This window comes from uncultured Sphingomonas sp. (assembly GCF_937871615.1).
Taxonomy (GTDB): domain Bacteria; phylum Pseudomonadota; class Alphaproteobacteria; order Sphingomonadales; family Sphingomonadaceae; genus Sphingomonas.
Map to the genome: position 1 here is coordinate 38,941 of NZ_CALMPA010000040.1, position 19,791 is coordinate 58,731.

Below are 19,791 nucleotides of genomic sequence, written 5' to 3' on the forward strand. Positions count from 1 at the left end.
CCGGCTTACTCCGTGACGGCCGCGGCTTCGGCAGCGGCGGTCTGCGCATCAGCGCCATGGCCACGACCGAGCAGATCGGCGATCTTCTTGCCACGACGCTGCGCGACCGACTTCGGCGAAGTCTGGCTGCTCAGCGCCTCAAAGGTGGCGCGGATCATGTTATAGGGGTTCGACGTGCCGACCGACTTGGTGACCACGTCATGGACGCCCAGGCTCTCGAAGACGGCGCGCATCGGACCGCCCGCGATGATCCCGGTGCCCTGCGGCGCCGAGCGGAGGGTGACGCGACCCGCACCGAAATGGCCGTTGCCATCGTGATGCAGCGTGCGGCCTTCCTTGAGCGCGACGCGGACCATCCGCTTCTTCGCCGAAGCGGTCGCCTTGGAGATGGCTTCCGGCACTTCGCGCGCCTTGCCGTGGCCGAAACCGACCCGGCCCTTGCCATCGCCGACGACGACGAGCGCGGCGAAACCGAAGCGCTTGCCGCCCTTCACCGTCTTCGACACGCGGTTGATGTGGACGAGCTTTTCGATCAGCTCCTCGCCACCATCCTCGTTGTTGTTGCGACGATCATCGCGACGACCACGGTTGCCATCACGGCCACCACGGCCACGATCGCCGCCGCCCGCGCCACGACCGCCACGCGCACCACGACCGCGCGGCGCTTCGCCGCCCGCGTGAGCGCCCGCCTCGGGAGCCGCGGCTGCGGTGGCCTGCACCTCGGTGTTGTTCTCGTCAGCCATGTCTTAGAACTCCAGTCCGGCTTCGCGCGCGGCTTCCGCCAGCGCCTTCACCCGGCCGTGAAACAGGAAGCCACCACGGTCGAACACGACCTGCGTGACGCCGGCGGCCTTCGCCGCTTCCGCGACGCGCTTGCCCACTTCGGACGCCGCCGCGACGGTCGCGGTCTTGCCCTCGTGCCCGGCCAGCGTCGATGCCGACGCGAGCGTGCGGCCCGCCTCGTCGTCGATCACCTGGGCATAGATATGCTTGCCCGAGCGATGCACCGACAGACGCGGACGAGTGCCAGCGCGCGCGCGCAGCGCCGTGCGATTGCGGCGACGCCGCTTTTCGAAAAGCGAAAGGCCCTTGGTCACTTCTTCTTCCCTTCCTTACGGAAGATGTACTCGCCGTCGTACTTGATGCCCTTGCCCTTGTACGGCTCGGGCTTACGCCAGCGGCGGATCTCGGCGGCGAGCTGACCGACCTTCTGCTTGTCGGCGCCCGAAATCTCCACCGTCGTGTTGTCCGGGGTCTTGACCTCAAGACCTTCCGGCACGTCGATATCGACATCGTGGCTGTAGCCGAGCTGGAGCTTCAGCTTCTTGCCCTGCGCGGCGGCGCGATAGCCGACGCCGGTAATCAGCAGCTTCTTGCTGAAGCCCTCGGTCACGCCGGTCACCAGGTTCTGCACCAGCGTGCGCTGCATACCCCAGAAGGCGCGCGCGCGCTTGGTCTCGTTGGCCGGCTGCACCGAAATGCCGTCCGCCTGGACGTCATAGGTGACTTCGTCGGCGAGCTGAAGCGAAAGAATGCCCTTGGGGCCTTTCACGCTCAGCGTGCCGTCCGCGATGTTCGCGGTCACGCCCGAAGGGATCGCGACCGGCTTCTTGCCGATGCGGCTCATCAGAACACCTCCGCCAGCACTTCGCCACCAACATTCTGCTCGCGCGCTTCCGCGTCCGACAGAACGCCACGCGGCGTCGAAACGATCGTGATGCCAAGGCCGTTCATCACCCGCGGCAGCTCTTGCGAGCCGCTGTAGATGCGGCGACCGGGCTTCGAGACGCGCGCGACGTGCTTGATCGCCGGCTGGCCCTCGAAATATTTCAGCTCGATGCGGACGCCCTTCACGGGGCCCATGTCCTCGGCGCTATAGCCACGGATATAGCCTTCGCGCTGAAGCACGTCGAGCACGCGGGTCCGCATCTTCGATGCCGGCGACACGACGCTGTCCTTGCGCGCGCGCTGGCCGTTGCGGATACGGGTGAGCAGGTCACCCAGGGGATCGGTCACTGCCATTGTTCGTGATCCTTACCAGCTCGACTTCGTGACACCGGGAATCAGGCCCTTGTTGGCCAGTTCGCGGAGCTGCACGCGGCAGAGACGGAATTTGCGATAATAGGCGCGCGGACGACCGGTCACCTCACAGCGGTTGCGCACCCGCGTCGGGTTCGCATTGCGCGGCAGCTCGGCCATCTTGAGGCGCGCGATGAGACGCTCGGTCTCGTCGAGCGACTTGTCGTTCGCCTTCGCCTTCAGCGCAGCAAGCTTACCGGCATATTGCTTCACCAGCTTCTTGCGACGCTCGTTCTTGTTAACGGAACTCAGTTTCGCCATGGACTTAAGCTCTCTCGTTCGGATTCGTAATCAAGGCGATCATGCCGCCTTCTTCTCTTCGGCATCGGCATCCTGCGGGAACGGGAAGCCGAACAGGCGAAGCAGCTCGCGCGCCTCGTCGTCGGTCTTCGCGGTCGTCGCCACGATGATGTCCATACCACGCACCTTGTCGATGCGATCATAGTTGATTTCCGGGAACACGAGCTGCTCCTTCAGGCCGCAGGCATAATTGCCACGGCCATCGAAGCTCTTCGGGTTCAGCCCGCGGAAGTCGCGCACGCGCGGCAGCGCGATGGTGACGAAGCGGTCGAGGAACTCATACATGCGCTCGCGGCGCAGCGTGACCTTGACGCCGATCGGCATCCCTTCACGCAGCTTGAACTGCGCGATCGACTTCTTCGCCTTGGTGACCACCGGCTTCTGGCCCGCGATCAGCTCCATCTCCGAAGCGGCCTGCTCGACGCGCTTCTTGTCCTGGGTCGCCTCGCCGACGCCCATGTTGATGACGATCTTGTCGATCCGCGGGATTTCCAGCGCGTTCTTGTAGCCGAACTTTTCGACCATCGCCTTGGCGATCTTGTCGTCGTACAGCTTGCGGAGGCGCGGCTTGTAAGCGTCAGCCATCAATCTTCTCCCCGGACTTCACGGCCACGCGGACCTTCTTGCCGTCCTGCACCTCGAAACGGATGCGCGTCGGCTTGCCCTCGGCGGTGACGTGCGCCACCTTCGAGATGTGCAGCGGCGCTTCCGAACGCTCCAGGCCACCCTGCGGGTTCGCCTGGCTCGGCTTGCGGTGACGGGTGGCGACGTTGACGCCTTCCACGACGACCTTGCCGTCCTTCGGCATGGCGAGCGTGACGGTGCCGGTCTTGCCCTTGTCCTTGCCGGACAGGACGATCACGCGGTCACCCTTCTTGATCTTCGCGGCGGCCATTACAGCACCTCCGGCGCGAGGCTGATGATCTTCATGTGCTTCTTGGCGCGCAGCTCGCGAACCACCGGGCCAAAGATACGGGTGCCGATCGGCTCCTCGTTCTTGTTGACCAGCACCGCGGCGTTCGAATCGAAACGGATGGTCGAGCCGTCCGCACGATGAATGTCCTTGGCGGTGCGCACGATGACGGCGCGATGCACGTCGCCCTTCTTCACCTTGCCGCGTGGCTGCGCTTCCTTGATCGACACCACGATGATGTCGCCAACGCTGGCCGTGCGGCGCTTCGAGCCGCCCAGCACCTTGATGCACTGCACCCGCTTCGCGCCGCTGTTGTCAGCGACGTCGAGATTGGATTGCATCTGGATCATTGATCCGCTTCCTTCTCGCTTTATGACGCTGGATACCGACCCAGCGCCGCCTTCAAACTATTGCCCGGTCGCCCGGACGAACGATCAAGCCGCGACGTCGCCGTCGATATCGACCTGCTCCGGTGTCGCGCGGGTGTTGACCCGATCGAGCACCTTCCAGGTCTTCAGCTTCGACATCGGCTTGGTCTCTTCGATCCGCACCGTTTCGCCGGCCTTGAACTCGTTCGCCTCATCATGGGCGTGATACTTCTTCGAGCGGCGGATGATCTTGCCGTAGAGCGGGTGCTTGACCTTGCGCTCCACGTTCACGACCACCGTTTTATCGCCCTTGTCCGAGACGATCACCCCGGTCAGCACGCGCTTCGGCATGTCTTCTCGTCCTTTACTTGGCCACTGCGGCGCGCTGCGCCTGCAGGGTCTTGATGCGGGCGATGTCCTTGCGGACCTCGCGAACGCGGCTCGGCTTTTCGAGCTGGTTGGTCGCGGCCTGGAAGCGCAGGTTGAACTGCTCGCGCTTCAGCTGGCCCAGCGCTTCGCCCAGCTGGTCGTCGCTCTGCCCGGTGAAATCACTATTCTTCGACATCTTACTCGCCTCCGAGGTGCGACGTGTCGCCGAGACGCGCCACGACCTTGGTTTTGATCGGGAGCTTCATCGCCGCGCGTTCAAACGCTTCGGCGGCAAGCGCGCCCGGAACACCGTCCAGCTCGAACAGGATGCGACCCGGCTTGACCCGTGCCGCCCAGAATTCGGGCGAACCCTTGCCCTTGCCCATGCGGACTTCGGCGGGCTTCGACGAAACCGGCACGTCCGGAAAAATGCGGATCCACAAACGCCCCTGGCGCTTGATGTGACGCGTGATCGCGCGGCGGGCCGCCTCGATCTGGCGTGCGGTGATCCGCTCCGGCTCCATCGCCTTGAGGCCATAGGCCCCGAAGTTGAGCGCGGTGCCGCCCTTGGCGTCGCCGTGGATACGGCCCTTGAACGCCTTGCGGAACTTGGTGCGCTTCGGTTGCAGCACGTCTCTTACTCCTTAGCGGCGGTCATCGCGCGCGGGGCGCACGCCGGAGGTCTGAGCCTCCATCATCAGCCGGTCGGTGGCCATCGGATCATGGCCCAGGATCTCACCCTTGAAGATCCAGACCTTCACGCCGCACACGCCATAAGCGGTGTGGGCCTGGGCCTCGGCATAATCCATGTTCGCGCGGAGCGTGTGCAGCGGCACACGGCCTTCGCGATAGCTTTCGGTGCGCGCGATCTCGGCGCCGCCGAGACGACCGCCGCACTGCACGCGGATGCCGTCGGCACCCAGGCGCATCGCGGACTGCACCGCGCGCTTCATCGCCCGGCGGAACGCGATACGGCGCTCGAGCTGGTCGGCAATGCCCTGCGCGACGAGCTTGGCATCGACTTCCGGCTTGCGGATCTCGACGATGTTCAGGCTGACCTCGGAGGAAGTCATCGCGCCGATGGCACGACGCAGCTTCTCGATGTCCGAGCCCTTCTTGCCGATGATGACGCCGGGGCGCGCCGCATAGATCGAGATGCGGCACAGCTTGGCCGGACGCTCGATCACCACCTTCGAGATCGCGGCCTGCGGCAGCGTCTTGAGGATGTACTGGCGGATCTTGATGTCCTCCAGCAGGAGGCGTCCGTAATCCGCGCCGTCGGCGTACCAGCGGCTGTCCCAGGTGCGGTTGATCTGCAGGCGCAGACCGATCGGGTTGCTCTTGTGACCCATTAGGCTTCTTCCTGCTCGCGCACGACGATCCGGAGGCGCGAGAACGGCTTCAGGATGCGGGTGGACTTGCCGCGGCCGCGCGTCGCGAACCGCTTCATGGTGATCGACTTGCCGACCGACGCCTCGGCGACGACGAGCGCGTCGACATCGAGGTTATGGTTGTTCTCGGCGTTGGCGATCGCGGAGGCGAGCACCTTGCGCGCGTCGACCGCCATCGCCTTCTTGGAGAAAGCGAGGATGTTCAGCGCGTCGCCGGCCTTGCGGCCACGGATCAGGCCCGCGACGAGGTTCAGCTTCTGCGCCGAACCGCGGATCTGCGTGCCGACCGAGAGCGCTTCCTTCTCGCCGACCTTGCGGGGGGATGCAGGCTTGCTCATCAGCGCTTGCCCTTCTTGTCAGCCGCGTGACCCGGGAAATACCGGGTCGGCGCGAACTCGCCGAGCTTCATGCCGACCATGTCCTCGTTGACCGAGACGGGCACGAACTTGCGGCCGTTATACACGTTGAACGTAAGCCCAACGAACTGCGGCAGGATCGTCGAGCGACGCGACCAGGTCTTGATCGGGCCGGCGCGACCAGCGTTGTCCTGCGCGGTTTCTGCCTTCTTGAGCAGGTGCAGGTCCACGAACGGACCCTTCCAGACTGAGCGCGCCATTACTTCTTCCTCGCGTGACGGCTGCGAATGATCATCTTGTCAGTCGCCTTGTTGTGGCGCGTGCGGGCGCCCTTCGTCGGCTTGCCCCACGGGGTGACCGGGTGACGGCCGCCCGAGGTGCGGCCTTCACCGCCGCCGTGCGGGTGGTCGACCGGGTTCTTCGCGACGCCGCGGGTAAGCGGACGCTTGCCCTTCCAGCGCGTGCGGCCGGCCTTGCCGAAGTTCTGGTTCTGGTTGTCGGGGTTCGACACCGCGCCAACCGTCGCCATGCAATCGCTGCGGATATAGCGCTGCTCGCCCGAGTTCAGGCGGACGATCACCATGCCCTTGTCGCGACCGACGACCTGCACATAGGTGCCGGCGGAGCGGGCGATCTGGCCGCCCTTGCCCGGCTTCATCTCCACGTTGTGGACGATGGTGCCGACCGGCATCTGGCCCAGCTCCATGGCGTTGCCCGGCTTCACGTCGGTCTTCTTGCCGGCGATCACCTTGTCGCCGACGCCCAGACGCTGCGGCGCGATGATATAAGCCTGCTCGCCGTCCGCATAATTCACCAGCGCGATGAACGCGGTGCGGTTCGGGTCATATTCCAGGCGCTCGACGATGCCCTCGGCATCCCATTTGCGGCGCTTGAAATCGATGAAGCGATAACGCTGCTTGTGGCCGCCGGCGATGCCGCGCGACGTGACATGACCCTTGTTGTTGCGGCCACCCGTCTTGGTCTTGCCCTCGGTGAGGGCCTTGACCGGACGCCCCTTGTGGAGCGCCGAGCGGTCGATCAGGATCAGGCCACGAACGCCTGGGCTGGTCGGGTTATAATGCTTGAGTGCCATTACGCCTTGGCCCCCTCGGTCACGTCGATCGACTGCCCTTCCTTGAGCGTGACGATCGCCTTCTTCATGTCGGACCGCTGATAGGGAGCACCCTTCCAGCGCTTGGTCTTGCCCTTCTGGACGATCGTGTTCACGCCGACGACGCTGACGTCGAAGATCGCTTCCACGGCGGCCTTGATCTCCGGCTTGGAGGCGTCACGCGCCACCTTGAACACAACCGCGTTCTGCTCGGAGAGAAGGGTAGCCTTCTCGGTGATGTGCGGCGCGACGATCACGTCATAGTGACGATTGTCGATCGCCTTGGTCGGCTTCTTAGCCATTGAAGCGCGCCTCCAGCTTCTCGACCGCAGCGCGGGTAATCACCAGCGTGTCGGCCTTGATGATGTCATAGACGTTCGCGCCCACGGCCGGGAGCAGATCCACGCCCGGCAGATTGCGCGCCGAACGGAAACCCGCGCCCGCGTCGCCGTCGATAACCAGCGTCCGCTTGCCGACGCCGAGCGTCTCGAAATGGCCCTTCAGCTCCTTGGTCTTGGCGACTTCGAAAGCATCGAGCACGATCAGCGAGCCAGCCTTGGCGTGGCTCGAAAGCGCCATCTTCAGGCCCAGCGCGCGGATCTTCTTGTTCAGCGACGGATTGAAATCGCGAACACGCGCACCGTGCGCCTTGCCGCCGCCGATGAACACCGGGGCGCGGCGATCACCGTGACGGGCGACACCGCCGCCCTTCTGGCGACCGAGCTTCTTGCCCGAGCGTGCGACATCGCTGCGCTCACGGGTGCCGCGCGCGGTGCCGCGGCGCTTTTCGAGCTGCCAGGTGACGACGCGGTGCAGGATGTCCGCACGCGGATCGACGCCGAAGACCTCGTCCGAAAGCTCGACGTCCGCGGCCTTCGCCTTGGCGTCGAAGGAGGATACCTTGACCTTCACTTATCAGCCCTCCTGGCCGTCGGTCGCTTCGGGCGCGACCGAAGCCTCGGCCGGCGTATCCGCAGCGGTGTTGCTGTTGGCAGCCTTCAGGCCGGCGGGCAGCGGCGCGTCAGCGTGACGCGGTTCCTTGACCGCATCCTTGACGAACAGCCAGCCACCCTTCGAGCCGGGGACCGAGCCCTTGACGAAGATGAGGCCACGCTCGGCATCGGTGCCGACGACCTCAAGATTCTGCTGGGTACGATTCTTGTCGCCCATGTGGCCGGCCATCTTCTTGTTCTTGAAGACGCGACCCGGATCCTGGCGCTGGCCGGTCGAACCGAGCGAGCGGTGCGAGACCGACACGCCGTGCGTGGCGCGCAGACCGCCGAAGCCCCAGCGCTTCATGCCGCCGGCAAAGCCCTTGCCCTGCGTGCGCCCCTGGATATCGACATACTGGCCGGCGACGAAGTGATCGGCCGACAGCTCCGCGCCGACGTCGAGGAGGTTTTCCTCGGTCACGCGGAATTCGTGCACGATCGCCTTCGGCTCCACTTCGGCCTTGCCGAAATGGCCACGCTGCGGCTTGGCGACATTCTTCGCCTTGGCGCTCCCGGCGCCAAGCTGGACGGCTGTATAGCCATCACGATTTTGTTCGCGACGAGCGACGACCTGAAGCGCCTCGATCTGCAGAACGGTAACCGGCACGTGGCGGCCATCGTCCTGGAACAGGCGGGTCATCCCCATTTTCTTCGCGATCACGCCAGTGCGCATGATCTACAAGCTCCTTACAGAGGCACCTGCAGGCCCATCCCGCAGGTGCTTGTGACCACCCCTGTTGATAGGGATGATCGGTTCGGCCCGGAAAATGCGAAGCGCCCCCGTCCCGGGCCGGCGCCCCCGCGAAGGGGGCATGACGGGAGACGCTGTCCCGAAAGGCGATGCCCTCCGGCGGTATCTCTTTGTCTTTCAGTCGCCCCGCGTCGGCAGGGTTTCCAAAGCTCGCCCCCGAACCACCGGGAACGACAAACCCGCGGGACTCGGCGTCAACCGCGGGATGCCGGCCATTACGCCAGCTTGATCTCTACGTCAACGCCCGCCGCGAGATCGAGCTTCATCAGCGCGTCGACCGTCTGCGGGGTGGGCTGCACGATGTCGAGCATACGCTTGTAGGTGCGCACCTCGAACTGCTCGCGGCTTTTCTTGTCGATGTGGGGGCCACGGTTGACCGTGAACTTCTCGATTCGCGTCGGGAGCGGGATTGGACCGCGGATAAGAGCGCCCGTGCGTCGGGCGGTTTCGGCGATGTCGCCGGTTGCCTGATCGAGCACGCGATGATCGAACGCCTTCAGGCGAATGCGGATATTGCTGTCCATTTTCCCTACCGATGCGAAAGAGCGGGGCAACTCAACCACGCGCCATCCCGAAGTGGATGGCGAATCACTGGCCGCCTCTTGCTGTTTTCAAACACGAACCGAAGGCGCGGCGAATAACTGCGCCCTCATAAAAAGGCAACCGCCCGACACACCTTTCGGCGTGCCGGGCGGCTGATTTGCGTCGAGCCGCTTACTTGTCGATCGCGCTGACCACGCCGGCGCCGACGGTGCGGCCGCCTTCGCGGATCGTGAAGCGCTGGCCGACGTCCATGGCGATCGGCGCGATGAGCTTGATGCCCAGCGCGACATTGTCGCCCGGCATGACCATTTCGGTGCCCTCAGGCAGCTCGACGGTGCCGGTCACGTCGGTCGTGCGGAAGTAGAACTGCGGGCGATAATTCGCGAAGAACGGCGTGTGACGGCCACCCTCGTCCTTCGACAGGACGTACACTTCCGACTTGAACTCGGTGTGCGGCGTGATCGAACCCGGCTTCGCGAGCACCTGGCCACGCTCCACCTCGTCGCGCGCAACGCCACGGATCAGCGCGCCGACGTTGTCGCCGGCCTGGCCCTGATCGAGCAGCTTGCGGAACATTTCGACGCCGGTAACCGTGGTCTTGCGGGTGTCGTGGATGCCGACGATCTCGACTTCCTCGCCAACCTTGATGATGCCGGTTTCGACGCGGCCCGTGACGACCGTGCCGCGGCCCGAGATCGAGAACACGTCTTCGATCGGCATCATGAACGGCTTGTCGAGCGGACGCTCCGGCTGCGGGATATATTCGTCCACCGCCTTCATCAGCTCAAGCACGGCGTCCTGGCCGAGCTTCTGATCCGAGCCGCTCAGCGCGCAGGTCGCCGAACCCTTGATGATCGGAATATCGTCGCCGGGGAATTCATACGAGCTGAGCAGTTCGCGGATTTCCAGCTCGACCAGCTCGAGAATCTCGGGATCGTCGACCAGATCGACCTTGTTCATGAACACGACCATCGCCGGCACGCCGACCTGGCGGGCGAGCAGGATGTGCTCGCGGGTCTGCGGCATCGGGCCGTCGGTGGCGGACACGACGAGGATCGCGCCGTCCATCTGCGCCGCGCCGGTGATCATGTTCTTCACATAATCGGCGTGGCCGGGGCAGTCGACGTGCGCATAGTGGCGATTCGCGGTCTCATACTCGACGTGCGCGGTCGAGATGGTGATGCCGCGCTCGCGCTCTTCCGGCGCCTTGTCGATGTTGGCGAAGTCAACCGCGACGCCGCCCGACGTTTCGGCGAGCACCTTGGTGATCGCCGCGGTGAGCGAGGTCTTGCCATGGTCGACGTGACCGATGGTGCCGATGTTCAGGTGCGGCTTGGTCCGCTCAAATTTAGCCTTGGCCATTGATTCCCTACCTTCTGAATTTCCGTGTGAGCCGCACTAGGACTCGCCGTGAAGGCGGCCCCATAGCGACTGTTTTCACCCAATGCCAGCCCCCCGCCGTCCGACCACCACCAGGGCGGGCGGAACGGGAGGTGCCGGATTTACGCCATCTTCGCCTTCACTTCGTCGGCGACGTTCTGCGGCACCTCGTCATAATGCGAGAACTGCATCGAATAGCTCGCGCGGCCTTGCGTGAAGGAACGCAGCTGATTCACGTAACCGAACATGTTCGCCAGCGGCACCATCGCCTCGACGCACTGGGCATTGCCCCGCGTGTCGGTGCCCTGGATCTGCCCGCGCCGGCTGTTCATGTCGCCGATCACGTCGCCCAGATAATCCTCCGGCGTCACGACCTCGACCTTCATGATCGGTTCGAGCAGCTTGATACCCGCCTTCTGCGCGGCTTCGCGCATCGCGCCGCGCGCGCAGATTTCGAACGCGAGCGCCGAGGAGTCGACGTCGTGATAGGCGCCGTCGGTCAGGTGCACTTCGAAATCGATGATCGGAAAGCCGATCAGCGAGCCGGTCTCGGCGGTTTCGCGGAAGCCCTTTTCCACCGACGGGATATATTCGCGCGGAATGTTGCCGCCCTTCACCTCGTCGAAGAACTGGAAGCCCGAACCGCGCTCGCCCGGCACCACCGTCACCTTGACGCGGCCGAACTGGCCCGAGCCGCCCGACTGCTTCTTGTGGGTGTAGTCGATATCGACCTTCTTGCCGAGATATTCGCGATACGCCACCTGCGGCGCACCGACATTCGCCTCGACCTTGAACTCGCGCTTCATGCGGTCGACCAGGATTTCGAGGTGGAGTTCGCCCATCCCCTTGATGATGGTCTGGCCCGATTCGTGATCGGTCGAAACGCGGAACGAGGGGTCCTCCGCCGCGAGGCGATTGAGCGCGATGCCCATCTTCTCCTGGTCGGCCTTGGTCTTCGGCTCCACCGACAGCTCGATCACCGGCTCGGGGAATTCCATCCGCTCAAGGATGATCGGCGCCGCCGGCGCGCACAAGGTGTCGCCGGTCGTCGTTTCCTTCAGCCCCGCGATGGCGACGATATCGCCCGCGAACGCCTCATCCACGTCCTCACGCGAATTCGCGTGCATCAGCAACATGCGGCCGATCTTTTCCTTCTTGTCCTTCACGCTGTTCAGGTACGAGCCCTTTTCGAGCTTGCCCGAATAGATGCGGGTGAAGGTGAGCGAGCCGACGAACGGATCATTCATGATCTTGAACGCCAGCGCCGAGAAGGGCGCATTGTCGTCGGCCGGGCGCGAATCCTCGGTCTCGCCGTCGAGCTTGACGCCCTTGATCGCCGGCACGTCGAGCGGGCTCGGCAGATAATCGACAACCGCGTCGAGCAGCGCCTGAACGCCCTTGTTCTTGAACGACGAGCCGCACAGCACCGGCACGAAATCGAACGCCAGCGTGCCCTTGCGGATCAGCTTCTTGAGCGTCGCGACATCAGGCTCATTGCCTTCGAGATACGCTTCCATCGCGGCATCGTCCTGCTCGACCGCGATTTCGATCAGCTCGGCGCGCGCGGCAGCGGCGGCGTCCTTCATGTCGTCCGGGATGTCGCGATATTCGAACTTCGCGCCGAGCGAATCCTCAAGCCACACGATCGCGCGGTCATGGACGAGATCGACGAGGCCGATGAACTGGCTCTCGATGCCGATCGGGAGATACAGCACCGCCGGACGCGCGCCGAGACGGTCCTTGATCATCTTCACGCAACGCTCGAAGCTCGCGCCGGTACGGTCGAGCTTGTTGACGTAGCACATGCGCGGCACGCGATACTTGTCCGCCTGGCGCCACACGGTTTCCGACTGCGGCTCCACGCCGGCAACGCCGTCGAACGCGGTGATCGCGCCGTCGAGCACGCGCAGCGAACGCTCCACCTCGATGGTGAAATCGACGTGGCCGGGGGTGTCGATGATGTTGATGCGGTGATCGTTCCAGAAGCACGTGGTCGCAGCCGACGTGATCGTGATCCCGCGCTCCTGCTCCTGCTCCATCCAGTCCATCGTCGCCGTGCCTTCATGCACTTCGCCGATCTTGTACGACTTGCCGGTGTAATAAAGGATGCGCTCGGTGGTGGTCGTCTTGCCGGCATCAATATGCGCCATGATGCCGATATTGCGATATTTCTCGAGCGGATGGCTGCGGGCCATTGTCGTGCTTCCTCAACGATGCGGGGAGCCGGACGATCCGGCTCCCCACGATATGGTTAGTTGTGCGGCGTTCGCCAGGTTACCAGCGATAATGGCTGAAGGCGCGGTTCGCCTCGGCCATACGGTGCGTGTCCTCGCGCTTCTTCACCGCGTTGCCGCGGTTGTTCGACGCGTCGAGCAGCTCGCCCGAAAGGCGCGCCGCCATCGTGTTCTCGCTGCGCCCGCGCGCCGCGGCGATAAGCCAGCGGATCGCCAGCGCCTGCGCGCGCTCCGGGCGAACCTCGACCGGCACCTGATAGGTCGCACCGCCAACGCGGCGGCTGCGGACCTCGATGCCCGGCTTCACGTTGTTGAGCGCCTCGTGGAACACGCCGAGCGGCTCCTTCTTCGCGCGGGTCTCGACGGTTTCGAGCGCACCGTACACGATACCTTCGGCGACGGACTTCTTGCCGTCCAGCATCACCGAATTCATGAACTTCGACAGAACCTCATCACCAAATTTGGGATCAGGCAGGATTTCCCGCTTCTCGGGACGACGACGACGCGCCATGGCAAAAACCTTTCAAACAGATGGGAAGAGCAGCGGAAAAACGGCTTACTTCGGCCGCTTCGCGCCGTACTTCGACCGCGACTGCCTGCGGTCCTTGACGCCCTGGGTGTCGAGCACGCCGCGCAGGATGTGATAGCGCACACCCGGAAGATCGCGCACACGGCCGCCACGGATCAGCACCACCGAGTGCTCCTGAAGGTTGTGGCCTTCACCCGGAATGTAGCTGATGACTTCGCGCTGGTTGGTCAGGCGAACCTTGGCCACCTTGCGCAATGCCGAGTTCGGCTTCTTCGGGGTCGTGGTGTAGACGCGCGTGCAAACGCCGCGCTTCTGCGGGTTCTGTTCCATCGCAGGGACCTTGCTGGCGGCCTTCTGCGGATCGCGGCCCTTGCGGACCAACTGGTTAATCGTCGGCATTGAAGCCTTCACCTTTCATTAGGTTACTTTGCTGGAGCCTTCACAAGCTTACGGAATACGAAAAGGACCACAGGGCGGTCGCGCGCGACCTCCCGGCCCTTCATGCACCCAGCAATGTTCAAGCATGTCTGAAGGGCACAAGGCCCCACGAACGGGCGCGCCTATACGCTCGGGCCGCGTTCGGGTCAATGGCCGGGCCGGTCGATGGCGCGGGCCGGTCGATGGTCAGGGGGATCGCTCACGCCCCTTCGGGCGCCGCCGGGCGGAGCGGCGCCCTGACGGGCAGCCGCCGCGCCCCGATCAGCGCATCGCCACCGGCACGCCGCCCTTCAGCACCGCGACGGGATGCTCCAGCGTGCGCACGTCGGTGAGCGGATCGCCCTTCACCGCGACGATATCCCCGTAATGGCCGATCGCGAGCACGCCAACGTCGTCGCTGCGGTCCAGCGCCTGCGCCGCGCTGGTCGTGGCCGCGCGAATCGCCTGGATCGGGGTCATCCCCCATTCGACCATCTTGGCGAATTGCCGGGCGTTGTCGCCGTGCGGATAGACGCCCGCGTCGGTGCCGAACAGCATCTGCACCCCCATTTTCACCGCGCGCTGGAAGGTCTGGCGCTGTTTCAGGCCGATCGCCTTTTCCTTGTCGAGGCTCTCCTGCTCGGTGCCGTTGGCGGTGCCGGTCGCAAGGATATAATCGTCGTTGTAGATATCCATGTCGAACCAGGTCTTGTGCTGGATCGCGAGCTTCATCGCCTCGTCGGAGGCAAGGCTGCAATGTTCGATCGTGTCGATGCCTGCGAGGATCGCCGCCTTGATCCCCTCATCGCCATGCGCATGGGAGGCAACCCGCATGTGGAGCATGTGCGCCTCGTCCGCGATCGCCTTCATCTCCTCATAGCTCAGTTGCTGCCCGCCGACCGAATCGCCGAGTGAGAAGACGCCGCCGGTCGCGCAGATCTTGATTACCTCCGCGCCATATTTGTGCAGCCAGCGCACCTTGGCGCGCGCCTCCTGTGGCGAGTTGACCACCGAGGGTTCCTTGCGGTCATAGCTCGGCGGGAGCGCGTTATTGTCGCAATGCCCGCCGGTCGCGCCGAGCGCATAGCCGGCGGGCGTGATGCGCGGCCCAGGCACCCAGCCGCCATCGATCGCCTCCTTCAACCCGACATCCTGGAAATTGGCCGCGCCGACATTGCGGACCGAGGTGAACCCCGCGCGCAATGTCTTGAGCGCATTGCCCACGCTCACCGCGCCCCAGAAACTGTCGGTATATTTGAGTGACTGATAGCCACCGATCTCGGCCAGCCCGGTCAGGTGGACGTGCATGTCGATCAGGCCCGGCAGCAGCGTCACGTCGCCCAGATCGACCTTCTTCGCGTCCGCCGGCACCACTGCGGGCGCTTCGCCGCGAACCGCGATCGCGCTGATCCGGCCATCGGTGACCACGATCGTCGGGCGATCGACCATTGCGCCCTTTTCCACATCGAGCATCCGCGCCGCGGTAATCACCGTCGTCTCGGCTATGGCCTGCCCGGCGGCGGCCATCGCCAGCGCCGATACGAGCGACGCGCGCAGGATTCCCGATATCGTCATCACATTCCCCCCGTTTCTTTTCAGGCCTATCATGGCGTGGCGGTTGTGCGGAGGAAAGCCATGTCGTTGTCCGAATTGCCGATCGAGGGCGGTTGCCGCTGCGGGCGGGTGCGCTTCCGCATCAGCGCGCCGCCGCTGCTGGCGATGGCGTGCCATTGCACCGGCTGCCAGCGGATGACGGGGAGCGCCTTCTCCACCTCGCTCGCCGTGCCCGAGGCGGGGTTCGCCGTGATCGCGGGCGAGCCGGTGATCGGCGGGCTGCACGGCTATCCCCACCATCATCATTGCGACTGGTGCAAAAGCTGGGTCTTCACGCGACTCGCGCCGGAAATGGGGTTCGTCAACGTGCGCGCGACGATGCTCGACGATCCGCGCTGGTTCGCGCCGTTCATCGAAAGCTATACGAGCGAAGCGCTGCCATGGGCGCGAACCGGCGCCCGCCACAGCTTCGCGCGCTTTCCTGAGGCGGGTGAATATCCCGCGCTGATCGCCGAATATCGGGCGCTGATCGCCTAACCCAGCATCCCCGCATAGGTCTGCGGCGGCAGCGGCAACGCGATCCGCGCCGCGATCGCGGGGATGCAGGCGAGCGCCACCAGCGCGACGCCGATCCGCCATCGCCGGCGATCGAGCGCCGGCCAGCCGATCGCCACGCCGATCGCCGCCGCCATCATCATCCACAGGTGATAGCGCAGGTCCGACGCGATGCTCACCACCGCGAAGCTCGCCTCGCCACCAAGCGCGGAGACGAACAGCGCGCGCGCCACCTCCGCCGCGCGGCCTTCGCTCCGGCCAAGCGCGACCAGCCCGGCCAGCGCCAACCCGAGCCACGCGAAGGGCCAGCCCAGCGGGGTTTCGACCGCATATCCGGCAAGGCGCTGCCACGCCCGCGCGACTCGCCCCGGCGATCCGAGCCCGAGATCGTTGCGTTCGCTCATCAATGGCGGCGCGGCGCCGGGCCAGCGATATGGCACCAGCCAGCGCATGGTGGAATTGAGGTGCGCGAGCCGATGCACGGCATAAGCGAGCGGGTGCGAGACGATCGCTCCCGCCCACAGCAGTTCGAGCTTTGCCGGCGGCATCGCCACCAGCGGCGCGACATCGCCGCCGCATGGGCCGGAATCGCTCAGCGAATCCCAGAAATATGGTTTCACGCAGCCGCGCGCACGCATCTGCATCACCGCGCCCGGCGCCAGCCCGGTCGCCGCGCCCGGCACGCGCACGGCGATCGCGGCGAGATCATAGATCGGCTGGGTCCGCACCACCCCGCTATCCGCCGCCCCGAAAATCCGGTGGTTGATGGCCGGCGACAGCGCGATCGCCGCGACCATGCCGCCGAGCGCCACCGCCACCCGCCCCCGCCAGCCGAGCGGCACCAGCATCGCCACCAGCGGCGCGACCGCGAACACCGCATTGGCGCGGACGAGGACGGCGTAGAGCAGCAGCAACCCGGCACCCACCCAACCGAGCGCACCGGGCCGCGCGCCGCCCAGCCGGTAAGCGCCGATCACGCCGGTCGCGGCCAGCAGCGCGCCGGCCATCTGCGCATCCTTCAGCACCGCCATCTGCCAGCCGAGAAATGGCGGCAGCAGCGCGATCAGCCCCAGCGCGACGCCCGCGCGCCAGCGCCCACCACGCGCCAGCGCCATCGCCAGCAACGCGATGCCGAGCCAGTAAAACGTCACCTGCACCACGAACAGCGGCGCCTGCCCATGCCCGAGCGGCGCCAGCGCCTGCCACGCCCGCGCCATCGCCGGCGGATGCCAGTCGTCGAACTGGCCGGACAGCAACTGGCGATATTGCACCAGCGTATCGAACATCGCGAAGCCGGGGCGGAAGACGGCTAGCGTCAGCGCCCAGCACGCGAACATCCCCCCGCCGATCGCGCGCATGGCGCGATCGCGGGGGGACGGCATCGTCATATCTGGATCAGATGTGCAGCGCCCGGCCGTAAGCGGCCAGCACGCTTTCGTGCATCATTTCGGACAAGGTGGGATGCGGGAAGACGGTTTCCATCAGTTCCGCCTCGGTCGTCTCCAGCGTCTTGCCGACGGTATAGCCCTGGATCAGTTCGGTCACCTCCGCGCCGATCATGTGCGCGCCGAGCAATTCGCCGGTTTTGGCGTCGAACACCGTTTTCACGAAGCCTTCCGGCTCGCCCAGCGCGATCGCCTTGCCATTGCCGATGAAGGGGAAATTGCCGACCTTCACCGCATAGCCCGCTTCCTTCGCCTTCGCCTCGGTCAGCCCGACGCTGGCGATCTGCGGATGGCAATAGGTGCACGCCGGAATGTTGAGCGGGTCCATCGCGTGCGGATGCCCGCCCGCGATCGCCTCGGCGGCGATCACCCCCTCATGGCTCGCCTTGTGCGCCAGCCATGGCGGCGCGGTGATGTCGCCGATCGCCCACAGCCCCGCCACATTGGTGCGGCATGACGCATCGGTCTTGAGGAAGCCGCGATCGTCCACCGCGACGCCCAGTTCCTTCAACCCGATATTCTCGGTGTTCGGCACGATGCCCACCGCGACGATGACATGGCTGAACTCGGCCGTGCTTTCCTTGCCCGCCTTGTCCTTCAGCGTCGCCTTCACGCCGCCTGGCCCGGTCTCGATCTTGCTCACGCCCGCGCCGGTCATGATCTTCATGCCCTGTTTGGTCAGCGCCTTTTCGAGGAAGGCGGACACATCGGCATCCTCCACCGGCACGACGCGATCGAGCATCTCCACCACCGTCACGTCGGCGCCCAGATCGTTGTAGAAGCTGGCGAATTCGATCCCGATCGCGCCCGATCCGATCACCAGCAACTTCGTCGGCATTTCCGCCGGGGTCATCGCGTGGCGATAGGTCCAGATGCGCTTGCCGTCGGCCTTGGCGAACGGCAGGTCGCGCGCGCGCGCACCAGTGGCGAGGATGATGTTCTTCGCGGCCAGTTCGGTCGTCTTGCCCTGCTTGTCGGTGACGGTGAGCTTGCCTTTCCCGGTCAGCCTGCCCTCGCCCATGTGAACGGCGATCTTGTTCTTCTTCATCAGGTGCGTAACGCCCTGATTGAGCTGCTTCGCCACCCCGCGCGAACGCTTCACCACCGCATCGAGATCGGCCGAGATCTTCTCCGCGATCAGCCCGTAATCCTTGGCGTGGCGCATCTGGTGAAACACCTCCGCCGAGCGCAGCAGCGCCTTGGTCGGGATGCAGCCCCAGTTGAGGCAGATGCCGCCGAGCAACTCGCGCTCGACGATCGCGGTCTTGAGGCCGAGCTGCGCGGCGCGGATCGCGGCGACATAGCCGCCCGGCCCCGAACCGAGCACGATAAGGTCGTAGGTGTCAGCCATCAATTGTCTCGCATTTCGCCGTGGCGCGTCCACGTCCGGCGGATTTCATAGAGGCTCATCGCCAGCACGGCGGCCATCGTCGCCCAGCCGATCGGCCAGATCGTCGCCCCACCCTGCGGATAGGACCAGGCGGCGGCCCAGAAGAACAGCGCGGTTATCGCCAGCGCGGCGGCGTGCCACAGCAGCTCGAAAACGGTCGCGCGGTTCATCTCAGGCCAGCATCCCCAGCGGGTTCTCGATCAGCGCCTTGAACGCCTGCATCAGTTCCGCGCCGTCCGCGCCGTCGATCGCGCGGTGATCGAAGCTGCCCGTCGCCGACATGACATTGGCGATGCCGAGCGTATCCCCGATCACATAGGGGCGCTTCTCGCCCGCGCCGATCGCCATAATCATGCCCTGCGGCGGATTGATGACCGCCTCGAACTGCTTGATGCCATACATGCCCATGTTGCTGAGCGAGGCGGTGCCGCCGGTGAATTCCTCCGGCTTCAGTTTCTTGTCGCGCGCGCGCGCCGCCAGATCCTTCATCCGGGTGGAGATCGAAGACAGCGTCGCGCTATCCGCCTCGGTGATGACCGGGGTGATGAGGCCCTCGGGCGTCGAAACCGCGACCGAGATATCCGCGCGGTGGAAGCTGATGAGCTGATCCGGCGTGAACATCACGTTGCACTTGGGCACCTGCATCAGCGAAGCCGCCAGCGCCTTTATCATCAGATCGTTGACCGACAGCTTGACGCCGCGCGACGCGAGGCTGGCGTTCAGCTCGGTGCGCAGATCGAGCAACCTGTCGAGGCGCACGTCCACCGTCAGATAGATATGCGGCACCTGCTGCTTCGATTCGGTCAGGCGGCGCGCGATCGTCTTGCGCATGTTGCTGAGCTTGGTGGTGTCGTGCGGGATATCGGGCACCTGCGCCGGGGCGAGCGGCGCGCTGATCGCGGGCGCCGCGCTGGTAGCCGGCGCCGCGCCGGGCTTCGCGCCCTCGACATCGGCCTTCACGATCCGCCCATTGGGGCCGGAGCCGGCGACACCCACGAGATCGACCCCCTTCTGCGCCGCGATCCGCCGCGCCAGCGGGCTGGCCTTCACGCGATCGCCATCGGCGCGCGCCGGCGCCGCGACAGGCGCGGGCCTGGCCGCCTCCGCCCTGGCG

29 protein-coding genes are annotated in these 19,791 nt (G+C 65.3%); 1 reads left to right on the forward strand and 28 read right to left on the reverse strand.

Features of this window, described 5'->3' with window-relative positions:
- Positions 1 to 5: 5 nt before the first annotated feature.
- The 24 genes from rpsE to Q0316_RS11040 all read right to left on the reverse strand — a co-directional run bounded on the left by rpsE (position 6) and on the right by Q0316_RS11040 (position 15,308).
- A complete protein-coding gene (gene rpsE, locus Q0316_RS10925; protein WP_298672225.1) occupies positions 6 to 743 on the reverse strand; it encodes a 30S ribosomal protein S5 in 738 nt (245 codons plus the stop codon).
- 3 nt (positions 744 to 746) lie between these two features.
- On the reverse strand, positions 747 to 1,097 hold the full coding sequence (rplR, locus tag Q0316_RS10930) for a 50S ribosomal protein L18 (RefSeq protein WP_298672227.1): 351 nt from the start codon (positions 1,095 to 1,097) through the stop codon (positions 747 to 749).
- Positions 1,094 to 1,627 (reverse strand): 50S ribosomal protein L6, encoded by a 534-nt coding sequence (rplF, locus tag Q0316_RS10935; RefSeq protein WP_298672229.1) that lies wholly within the window; start codon positions 1,625 to 1,627, stop codon positions 1,094 to 1,096. The genes rplR and rplF overlap by 4 nt, the downstream gene beginning before the upstream one ends.
- Positions 1,627 to 2,022, reverse strand: a complete 396-nt coding sequence (rpsH, locus tag Q0316_RS10940) for a 30S ribosomal protein S8 (RefSeq protein ID WP_298672235.1) — start codon at positions 2,020 to 2,022, stop codon at positions 1,627 to 1,629. The genes rplF and rpsH overlap by 1 nt, the downstream gene beginning before the upstream one ends.
- Before the next feature lie 12 nt (positions 2,023 to 2,034).
- The gene (gene rpsN / locus Q0316_RS10945) at positions 2,035 to 2,340 is read right to left on the reverse strand and encodes a 30S ribosomal protein S14 (RefSeq protein ID WP_298672237.1); all 306 of its coding nucleotides are present in this window, start codon (positions 2,338 to 2,340) and stop codon (positions 2,035 to 2,037) included.
- A 39-nt stretch (positions 2,341 to 2,379) separates the two neighbouring features.
- Positions 2,380 to 2,964, reverse strand: a complete 585-nt coding sequence (rplE, locus tag Q0316_RS10950) for a 50S ribosomal protein L5 (RefSeq protein WP_298672239.1) — start codon at positions 2,962 to 2,964, stop codon at positions 2,380 to 2,382.
- Positions 2,957 to 3,274: a 50S ribosomal protein L24 gene (gene rplX, locus Q0316_RS10955; protein ID WP_298672240.1), complete on the reverse strand. Its 318-nt coding sequence runs from the start codon at positions 3,272 to 3,274 to the stop codon at positions 2,957 to 2,959. The genes rplE and rplX overlap by 8 nt, the downstream gene beginning before the upstream one ends.
- Positions 3,274 to 3,642: a 50S ribosomal protein L14 gene (gene rplN / locus Q0316_RS10960; RefSeq protein ID WP_137786756.1), complete on the reverse strand. Its 369-nt coding sequence runs from the start codon at positions 3,640 to 3,642 to the stop codon at positions 3,274 to 3,276. Before rplN ends, rplX begins: the two co-directional genes overlap by 1 nt.
- Before the next feature lie 84 nt (positions 3,643 to 3,726).
- Positions 3,727 to 4,011, reverse strand: a complete 285-nt coding sequence (gene rpsQ, locus Q0316_RS10965; protein WP_298672244.1) for a 30S ribosomal protein S17 — start codon at positions 4,009 to 4,011, stop codon at positions 3,727 to 3,729.
- Between the two features lie 13 nt (positions 4,012 to 4,024).
- Complete coding sequence (rpmC, locus tag Q0316_RS10970; RefSeq protein ID WP_298672246.1) at positions 4,025 to 4,225, reverse strand: 50S ribosomal protein L29; 201 nt, start codon at positions 4,223 to 4,225, stop codon at positions 4,025 to 4,027.
- Position 4,226: 1 nt separating this feature from the next.
- Complete coding sequence (gene rplP, locus Q0316_RS10975) at positions 4,227 to 4,661, reverse strand: 50S ribosomal protein L16 (protein WP_298672247.1); 435 nt, start codon at positions 4,659 to 4,661, stop codon at positions 4,227 to 4,229.
- A 12-nt stretch (positions 4,662 to 4,673) separates the two neighbouring features.
- A complete protein-coding gene (gene rpsC / locus Q0316_RS10980; RefSeq protein ID WP_298672249.1) occupies positions 4,674 to 5,381 on the reverse strand; it encodes a 30S ribosomal protein S3 in 708 nt (235 codons plus the stop codon).
- On the reverse strand, positions 5,381 to 5,758 hold the full coding sequence (rplV, locus tag Q0316_RS10985; protein ID WP_298672251.1) for a 50S ribosomal protein L22: 378 nt from the start codon (positions 5,756 to 5,758) through the stop codon (positions 5,381 to 5,383). The genes rpsC and rplV overlap by 1 nt, the downstream gene beginning before the upstream one ends.
- A complete protein-coding gene (gene rpsS, locus Q0316_RS10990) occupies positions 5,758 to 6,036 on the reverse strand; it encodes a 30S ribosomal protein S19 (protein ID WP_298672253.1) in 279 nt (92 codons plus the stop codon). The genes rplV and rpsS overlap by 1 nt, the downstream gene beginning before the upstream one ends.
- The gene (rplB, locus tag Q0316_RS10995; RefSeq protein ID WP_298672254.1) at positions 6,036 to 6,869 is read right to left on the reverse strand and encodes a 50S ribosomal protein L2; all 834 of its coding nucleotides are present in this window, start codon (positions 6,867 to 6,869) and stop codon (positions 6,036 to 6,038) included. The genes rpsS and rplB overlap by 1 nt, the downstream gene beginning before the upstream one ends.
- Positions 6,869 to 7,189 (reverse strand): 50S ribosomal protein L23, encoded by a 321-nt coding sequence (locus Q0316_RS11000; protein ID WP_298672256.1) that lies wholly within the window; start codon positions 7,187 to 7,189, stop codon positions 6,869 to 6,871. Before Q0316_RS11000 ends, rplB begins: the two co-directional genes overlap by 1 nt.
- Positions 7,182 to 7,799, reverse strand: a complete 618-nt coding sequence (rplD, locus tag Q0316_RS11005; RefSeq protein WP_298672258.1) for a 50S ribosomal protein L4 — start codon at positions 7,797 to 7,799, stop codon at positions 7,182 to 7,184. Before rplD ends, Q0316_RS11000 begins: the two co-directional genes overlap by 8 nt.
- A 3-nt stretch (positions 7,800 to 7,802) precedes the next feature.
- On the reverse strand, positions 7,803 to 8,552 hold the full coding sequence (gene rplC / locus Q0316_RS11010) for a 50S ribosomal protein L3 (RefSeq protein ID WP_298672260.1): 750 nt from the start codon (positions 8,550 to 8,552) through the stop codon (positions 7,803 to 7,805).
- 293 nt (positions 8,553 to 8,845) lie between these two features.
- Positions 8,846 to 9,154, reverse strand: coding sequence for a 30S ribosomal protein S10 (gene rpsJ, locus Q0316_RS11015; protein WP_022687067.1), 309 nt, complete (start codon positions 9,152 to 9,154; stop codon positions 8,846 to 8,848).
- Between the two features lie 190 nt (positions 9,155 to 9,344).
- Complete coding sequence (gene tuf, locus Q0316_RS11020; protein ID WP_298672262.1) at positions 9,345 to 10,535, reverse strand: elongation factor Tu; 1,191 nt, start codon at positions 10,533 to 10,535, stop codon at positions 9,345 to 9,347.
- Between the two features lie 140 nt (positions 10,536 to 10,675).
- A complete protein-coding gene (fusA, locus tag Q0316_RS11025) occupies positions 10,676 to 12,748 on the reverse strand; it encodes an elongation factor G (protein ID WP_298672263.1) in 2,073 nt (690 codons plus the stop codon).
- Between the two features lie 79 nt (positions 12,749 to 12,827).
- A complete protein-coding gene (rpsG, locus tag Q0316_RS11030; RefSeq protein ID WP_298672266.1) occupies positions 12,828 to 13,298 on the reverse strand; it encodes a 30S ribosomal protein S7 in 471 nt (156 codons plus the stop codon).
- A 45-nt stretch (positions 13,299 to 13,343) separates the two neighbouring features.
- Positions 13,344 to 13,715: a 30S ribosomal protein S12 gene (rpsL, locus tag Q0316_RS11035; RefSeq protein WP_298672268.1), complete on the reverse strand. Its 372-nt coding sequence runs from the start codon at positions 13,713 to 13,715 to the stop codon at positions 13,344 to 13,346.
- Positions 13,716 to 14,015: 300 nt separating this feature from the next.
- Positions 14,016 to 15,308, reverse strand: a complete 1,293-nt coding sequence (locus Q0316_RS11040) for an amidohydrolase family protein (RefSeq protein WP_298672270.1) — start codon at positions 15,306 to 15,308, stop codon at positions 14,016 to 14,018.
- A 60-nt stretch (positions 15,309 to 15,368) separates the two neighbouring features.
- On the opposite strand from Q0316_RS11040, the gene Q0316_RS11045 reads away from it, so the two are divergent.
- Positions 15,369 to 15,824 (forward strand): GFA family protein, encoded by a 456-nt coding sequence (locus Q0316_RS11045; RefSeq protein ID WP_298672273.1) that lies wholly within the window; start codon positions 15,369 to 15,371, stop codon positions 15,822 to 15,824.
- Here Q0316_RS11045 and Q0316_RS11050 read toward each other — a convergent pair.
- From Q0316_RS11050 to Q0316_RS11065, 4 genes are all read right to left on the reverse strand, one after another.
- On the reverse strand, positions 15,821 to 17,230 hold the full coding sequence (locus Q0316_RS11050; protein WP_298672276.1) for a hypothetical protein: 1,410 nt from the start codon (positions 17,228 to 17,230) through the stop codon (positions 15,821 to 15,823). The genes Q0316_RS11045 and Q0316_RS11050 overlap by 4 nt on opposite strands.
- Before the next feature lie 7 nt (positions 17,231 to 17,237).
- Positions 17,238 to 18,638, reverse strand: coding sequence for a dihydrolipoyl dehydrogenase (gene lpdA, locus Q0316_RS11055; RefSeq protein WP_298672279.1), 1,401 nt, complete (start codon positions 18,636 to 18,638; stop codon positions 17,238 to 17,240).
- Positions 18,638 to 18,847 (reverse strand): hypothetical protein, encoded by a 210-nt coding sequence (locus Q0316_RS11060; RefSeq protein ID WP_298672282.1) that lies wholly within the window; start codon positions 18,845 to 18,847, stop codon positions 18,638 to 18,640. The genes lpdA and Q0316_RS11060 overlap by 1 nt, the downstream gene beginning before the upstream one ends.
- A gap of 1 nt (position 18,848) precedes the next feature.
- A partial coding sequence (locus Q0316_RS11065; RefSeq protein WP_298672285.1) for a 2-oxo acid dehydrogenase subunit E2 occupies positions 18,849 to 19,791 on the reverse strand: 943 nt, incomplete at its 5' end.

Excerpts from the sequence above, each read along its gene's own strand:
- Q0316_RS11060 (WP_298672282.1), bottom strand. The coding sequence starts at position 18,847 with ATGAACCGCGCGACCGTTTTCGAGCTGCTGTGGCACGCCGCCGCGCTG.
- fusA (WP_298672263.1), bottom strand. The coding sequence starts at position 12,748 with ATGGCCCGCAGCCATCCGCTCGAGAAATATCGCAATATCGGCATCATG.
- rpmC (WP_298672246.1), bottom strand. The coding sequence starts at position 4,225 with ATGTCGAAGAATAGTGATTTCACCGGGCAGAGCGACGACCAGCTGGGC.
- Q0316_RS11045 (WP_298672273.1), top strand. The coding sequence starts at position 15,369 with ATGTCGTTGTCCGAATTGCCGATCGAGGGCGGTTGCCGCTGCGGGCGG.
- rplC (WP_298672260.1), bottom strand. The coding sequence starts at position 8,552 with ATGCGCACTGGCGTGATCGCGAAGAAAATGGGGATGACCCGCCTGTTC.
- rpsE (WP_298672225.1), bottom strand. The coding sequence starts at position 743 with ATGGCTGACGAGAACAACACCGAGGTGCAGGCCACCGCAGCCGCGGCT.
- rpsJ (WP_022687067.1), bottom strand. The coding sequence starts at position 9,154 with ATGGACAGCAATATCCGCATTCGCCTGAAGGCGTTCGATCATCGCGTG.
- lpdA (WP_298672279.1), bottom strand. The coding sequence starts at position 18,638 with ATGGCTGACACCTACGACCTTATCGTGCTCGGTTCGGGGCCGGGCGGC.
- rplV (WP_298672251.1), bottom strand. The coding sequence starts at position 5,758 with ATGAGCAAGCCTGCATCCCCCCGCAAGGTCGGCGAGAAGGAAGCGCTC.
- Q0316_RS11040 (WP_298672270.1), bottom strand. The coding sequence starts at position 15,308 with ATGACGATATCGGGAATCCTGCGCGCGTCGCTCGTATCGGCGCTGGCG.
- rplE (WP_298672239.1), bottom strand. The coding sequence starts at position 2,964 with ATGGCTGACGCTTACAAGCCGCGCCTCCGCAAGCTGTACGACGACAAG.
- rpsQ (WP_298672244.1), bottom strand. The coding sequence starts at position 4,011 with ATGCCGAAGCGCGTGCTGACCGGGGTGATCGTCTCGGACAAGGGCGAT.
- Q0316_RS11050 (WP_298672276.1), bottom strand. The coding sequence starts at position 17,230 with ATGACGATGCCGTCCCCCCGCGATCGCGCCATGCGCGCGATCGGCGGG.
- rplF (WP_298672229.1), bottom strand. The coding sequence starts at position 1,627 with ATGAGCCGCATCGGCAAGAAGCCGGTCGCGATCCCTTCGGGCGTGACC.
- rpsH (WP_298672235.1), bottom strand. The coding sequence starts at position 2,022 with ATGGCAGTGACCGATCCCCTGGGTGACCTGCTCACCCGTATCCGCAAC.
- rpsL (WP_298672268.1), bottom strand. The coding sequence starts at position 13,715 with ATGCCGACGATTAACCAGTTGGTCCGCAAGGGCCGCGATCCGCAGAAG.
- tuf (WP_298672262.1), bottom strand. The coding sequence starts at position 10,535 with ATGGCCAAGGCTAAATTTGAGCGGACCAAGCCGCACCTGAACATCGGC.
- rplN (WP_137786756.1), bottom strand. The coding sequence starts at position 3,642 with ATGATCCAGATGCAATCCAATCTCGACGTCGCTGACAACAGCGGCGCG.
- rpsN (WP_298672237.1), bottom strand. The coding sequence starts at position 2,340 with ATGGCGAAACTGAGTTCCGTTAACAAGAACGAGCGTCGCAAGAAGCTG.
- rpsC (WP_298672249.1), bottom strand. The coding sequence starts at position 5,381 with ATGGGTCACAAGAGCAACCCGATCGGTCTGCGCCTGCAGATCAACCGC.
- rpsG (WP_298672266.1), bottom strand. The coding sequence starts at position 13,298 with ATGGCGCGTCGTCGTCGTCCCGAGAAGCGGGAAATCCTGCCTGATCCC.
- rplB (WP_298672254.1), bottom strand. The coding sequence starts at position 6,869 with ATGGCACTCAAGCATTATAACCCGACCAGCCCAGGCGTTCGTGGCCTG.
- rpsS (WP_298672253.1), bottom strand. The coding sequence starts at position 6,036 with ATGGCGCGCTCAGTCTGGAAGGGTCCGTTCGTGGACCTGCACCTGCTC.
- Q0316_RS11000 (WP_298672256.1), bottom strand. The coding sequence starts at position 7,189 with ATGGCTAAGAAGCCGACCAAGGCGATCGACAATCGTCACTATGACGTG.
- rplX (WP_298672240.1), bottom strand. The coding sequence starts at position 3,274 with ATGGCCGCCGCGAAGATCAAGAAGGGTGACCGCGTGATCGTCCTGTCC.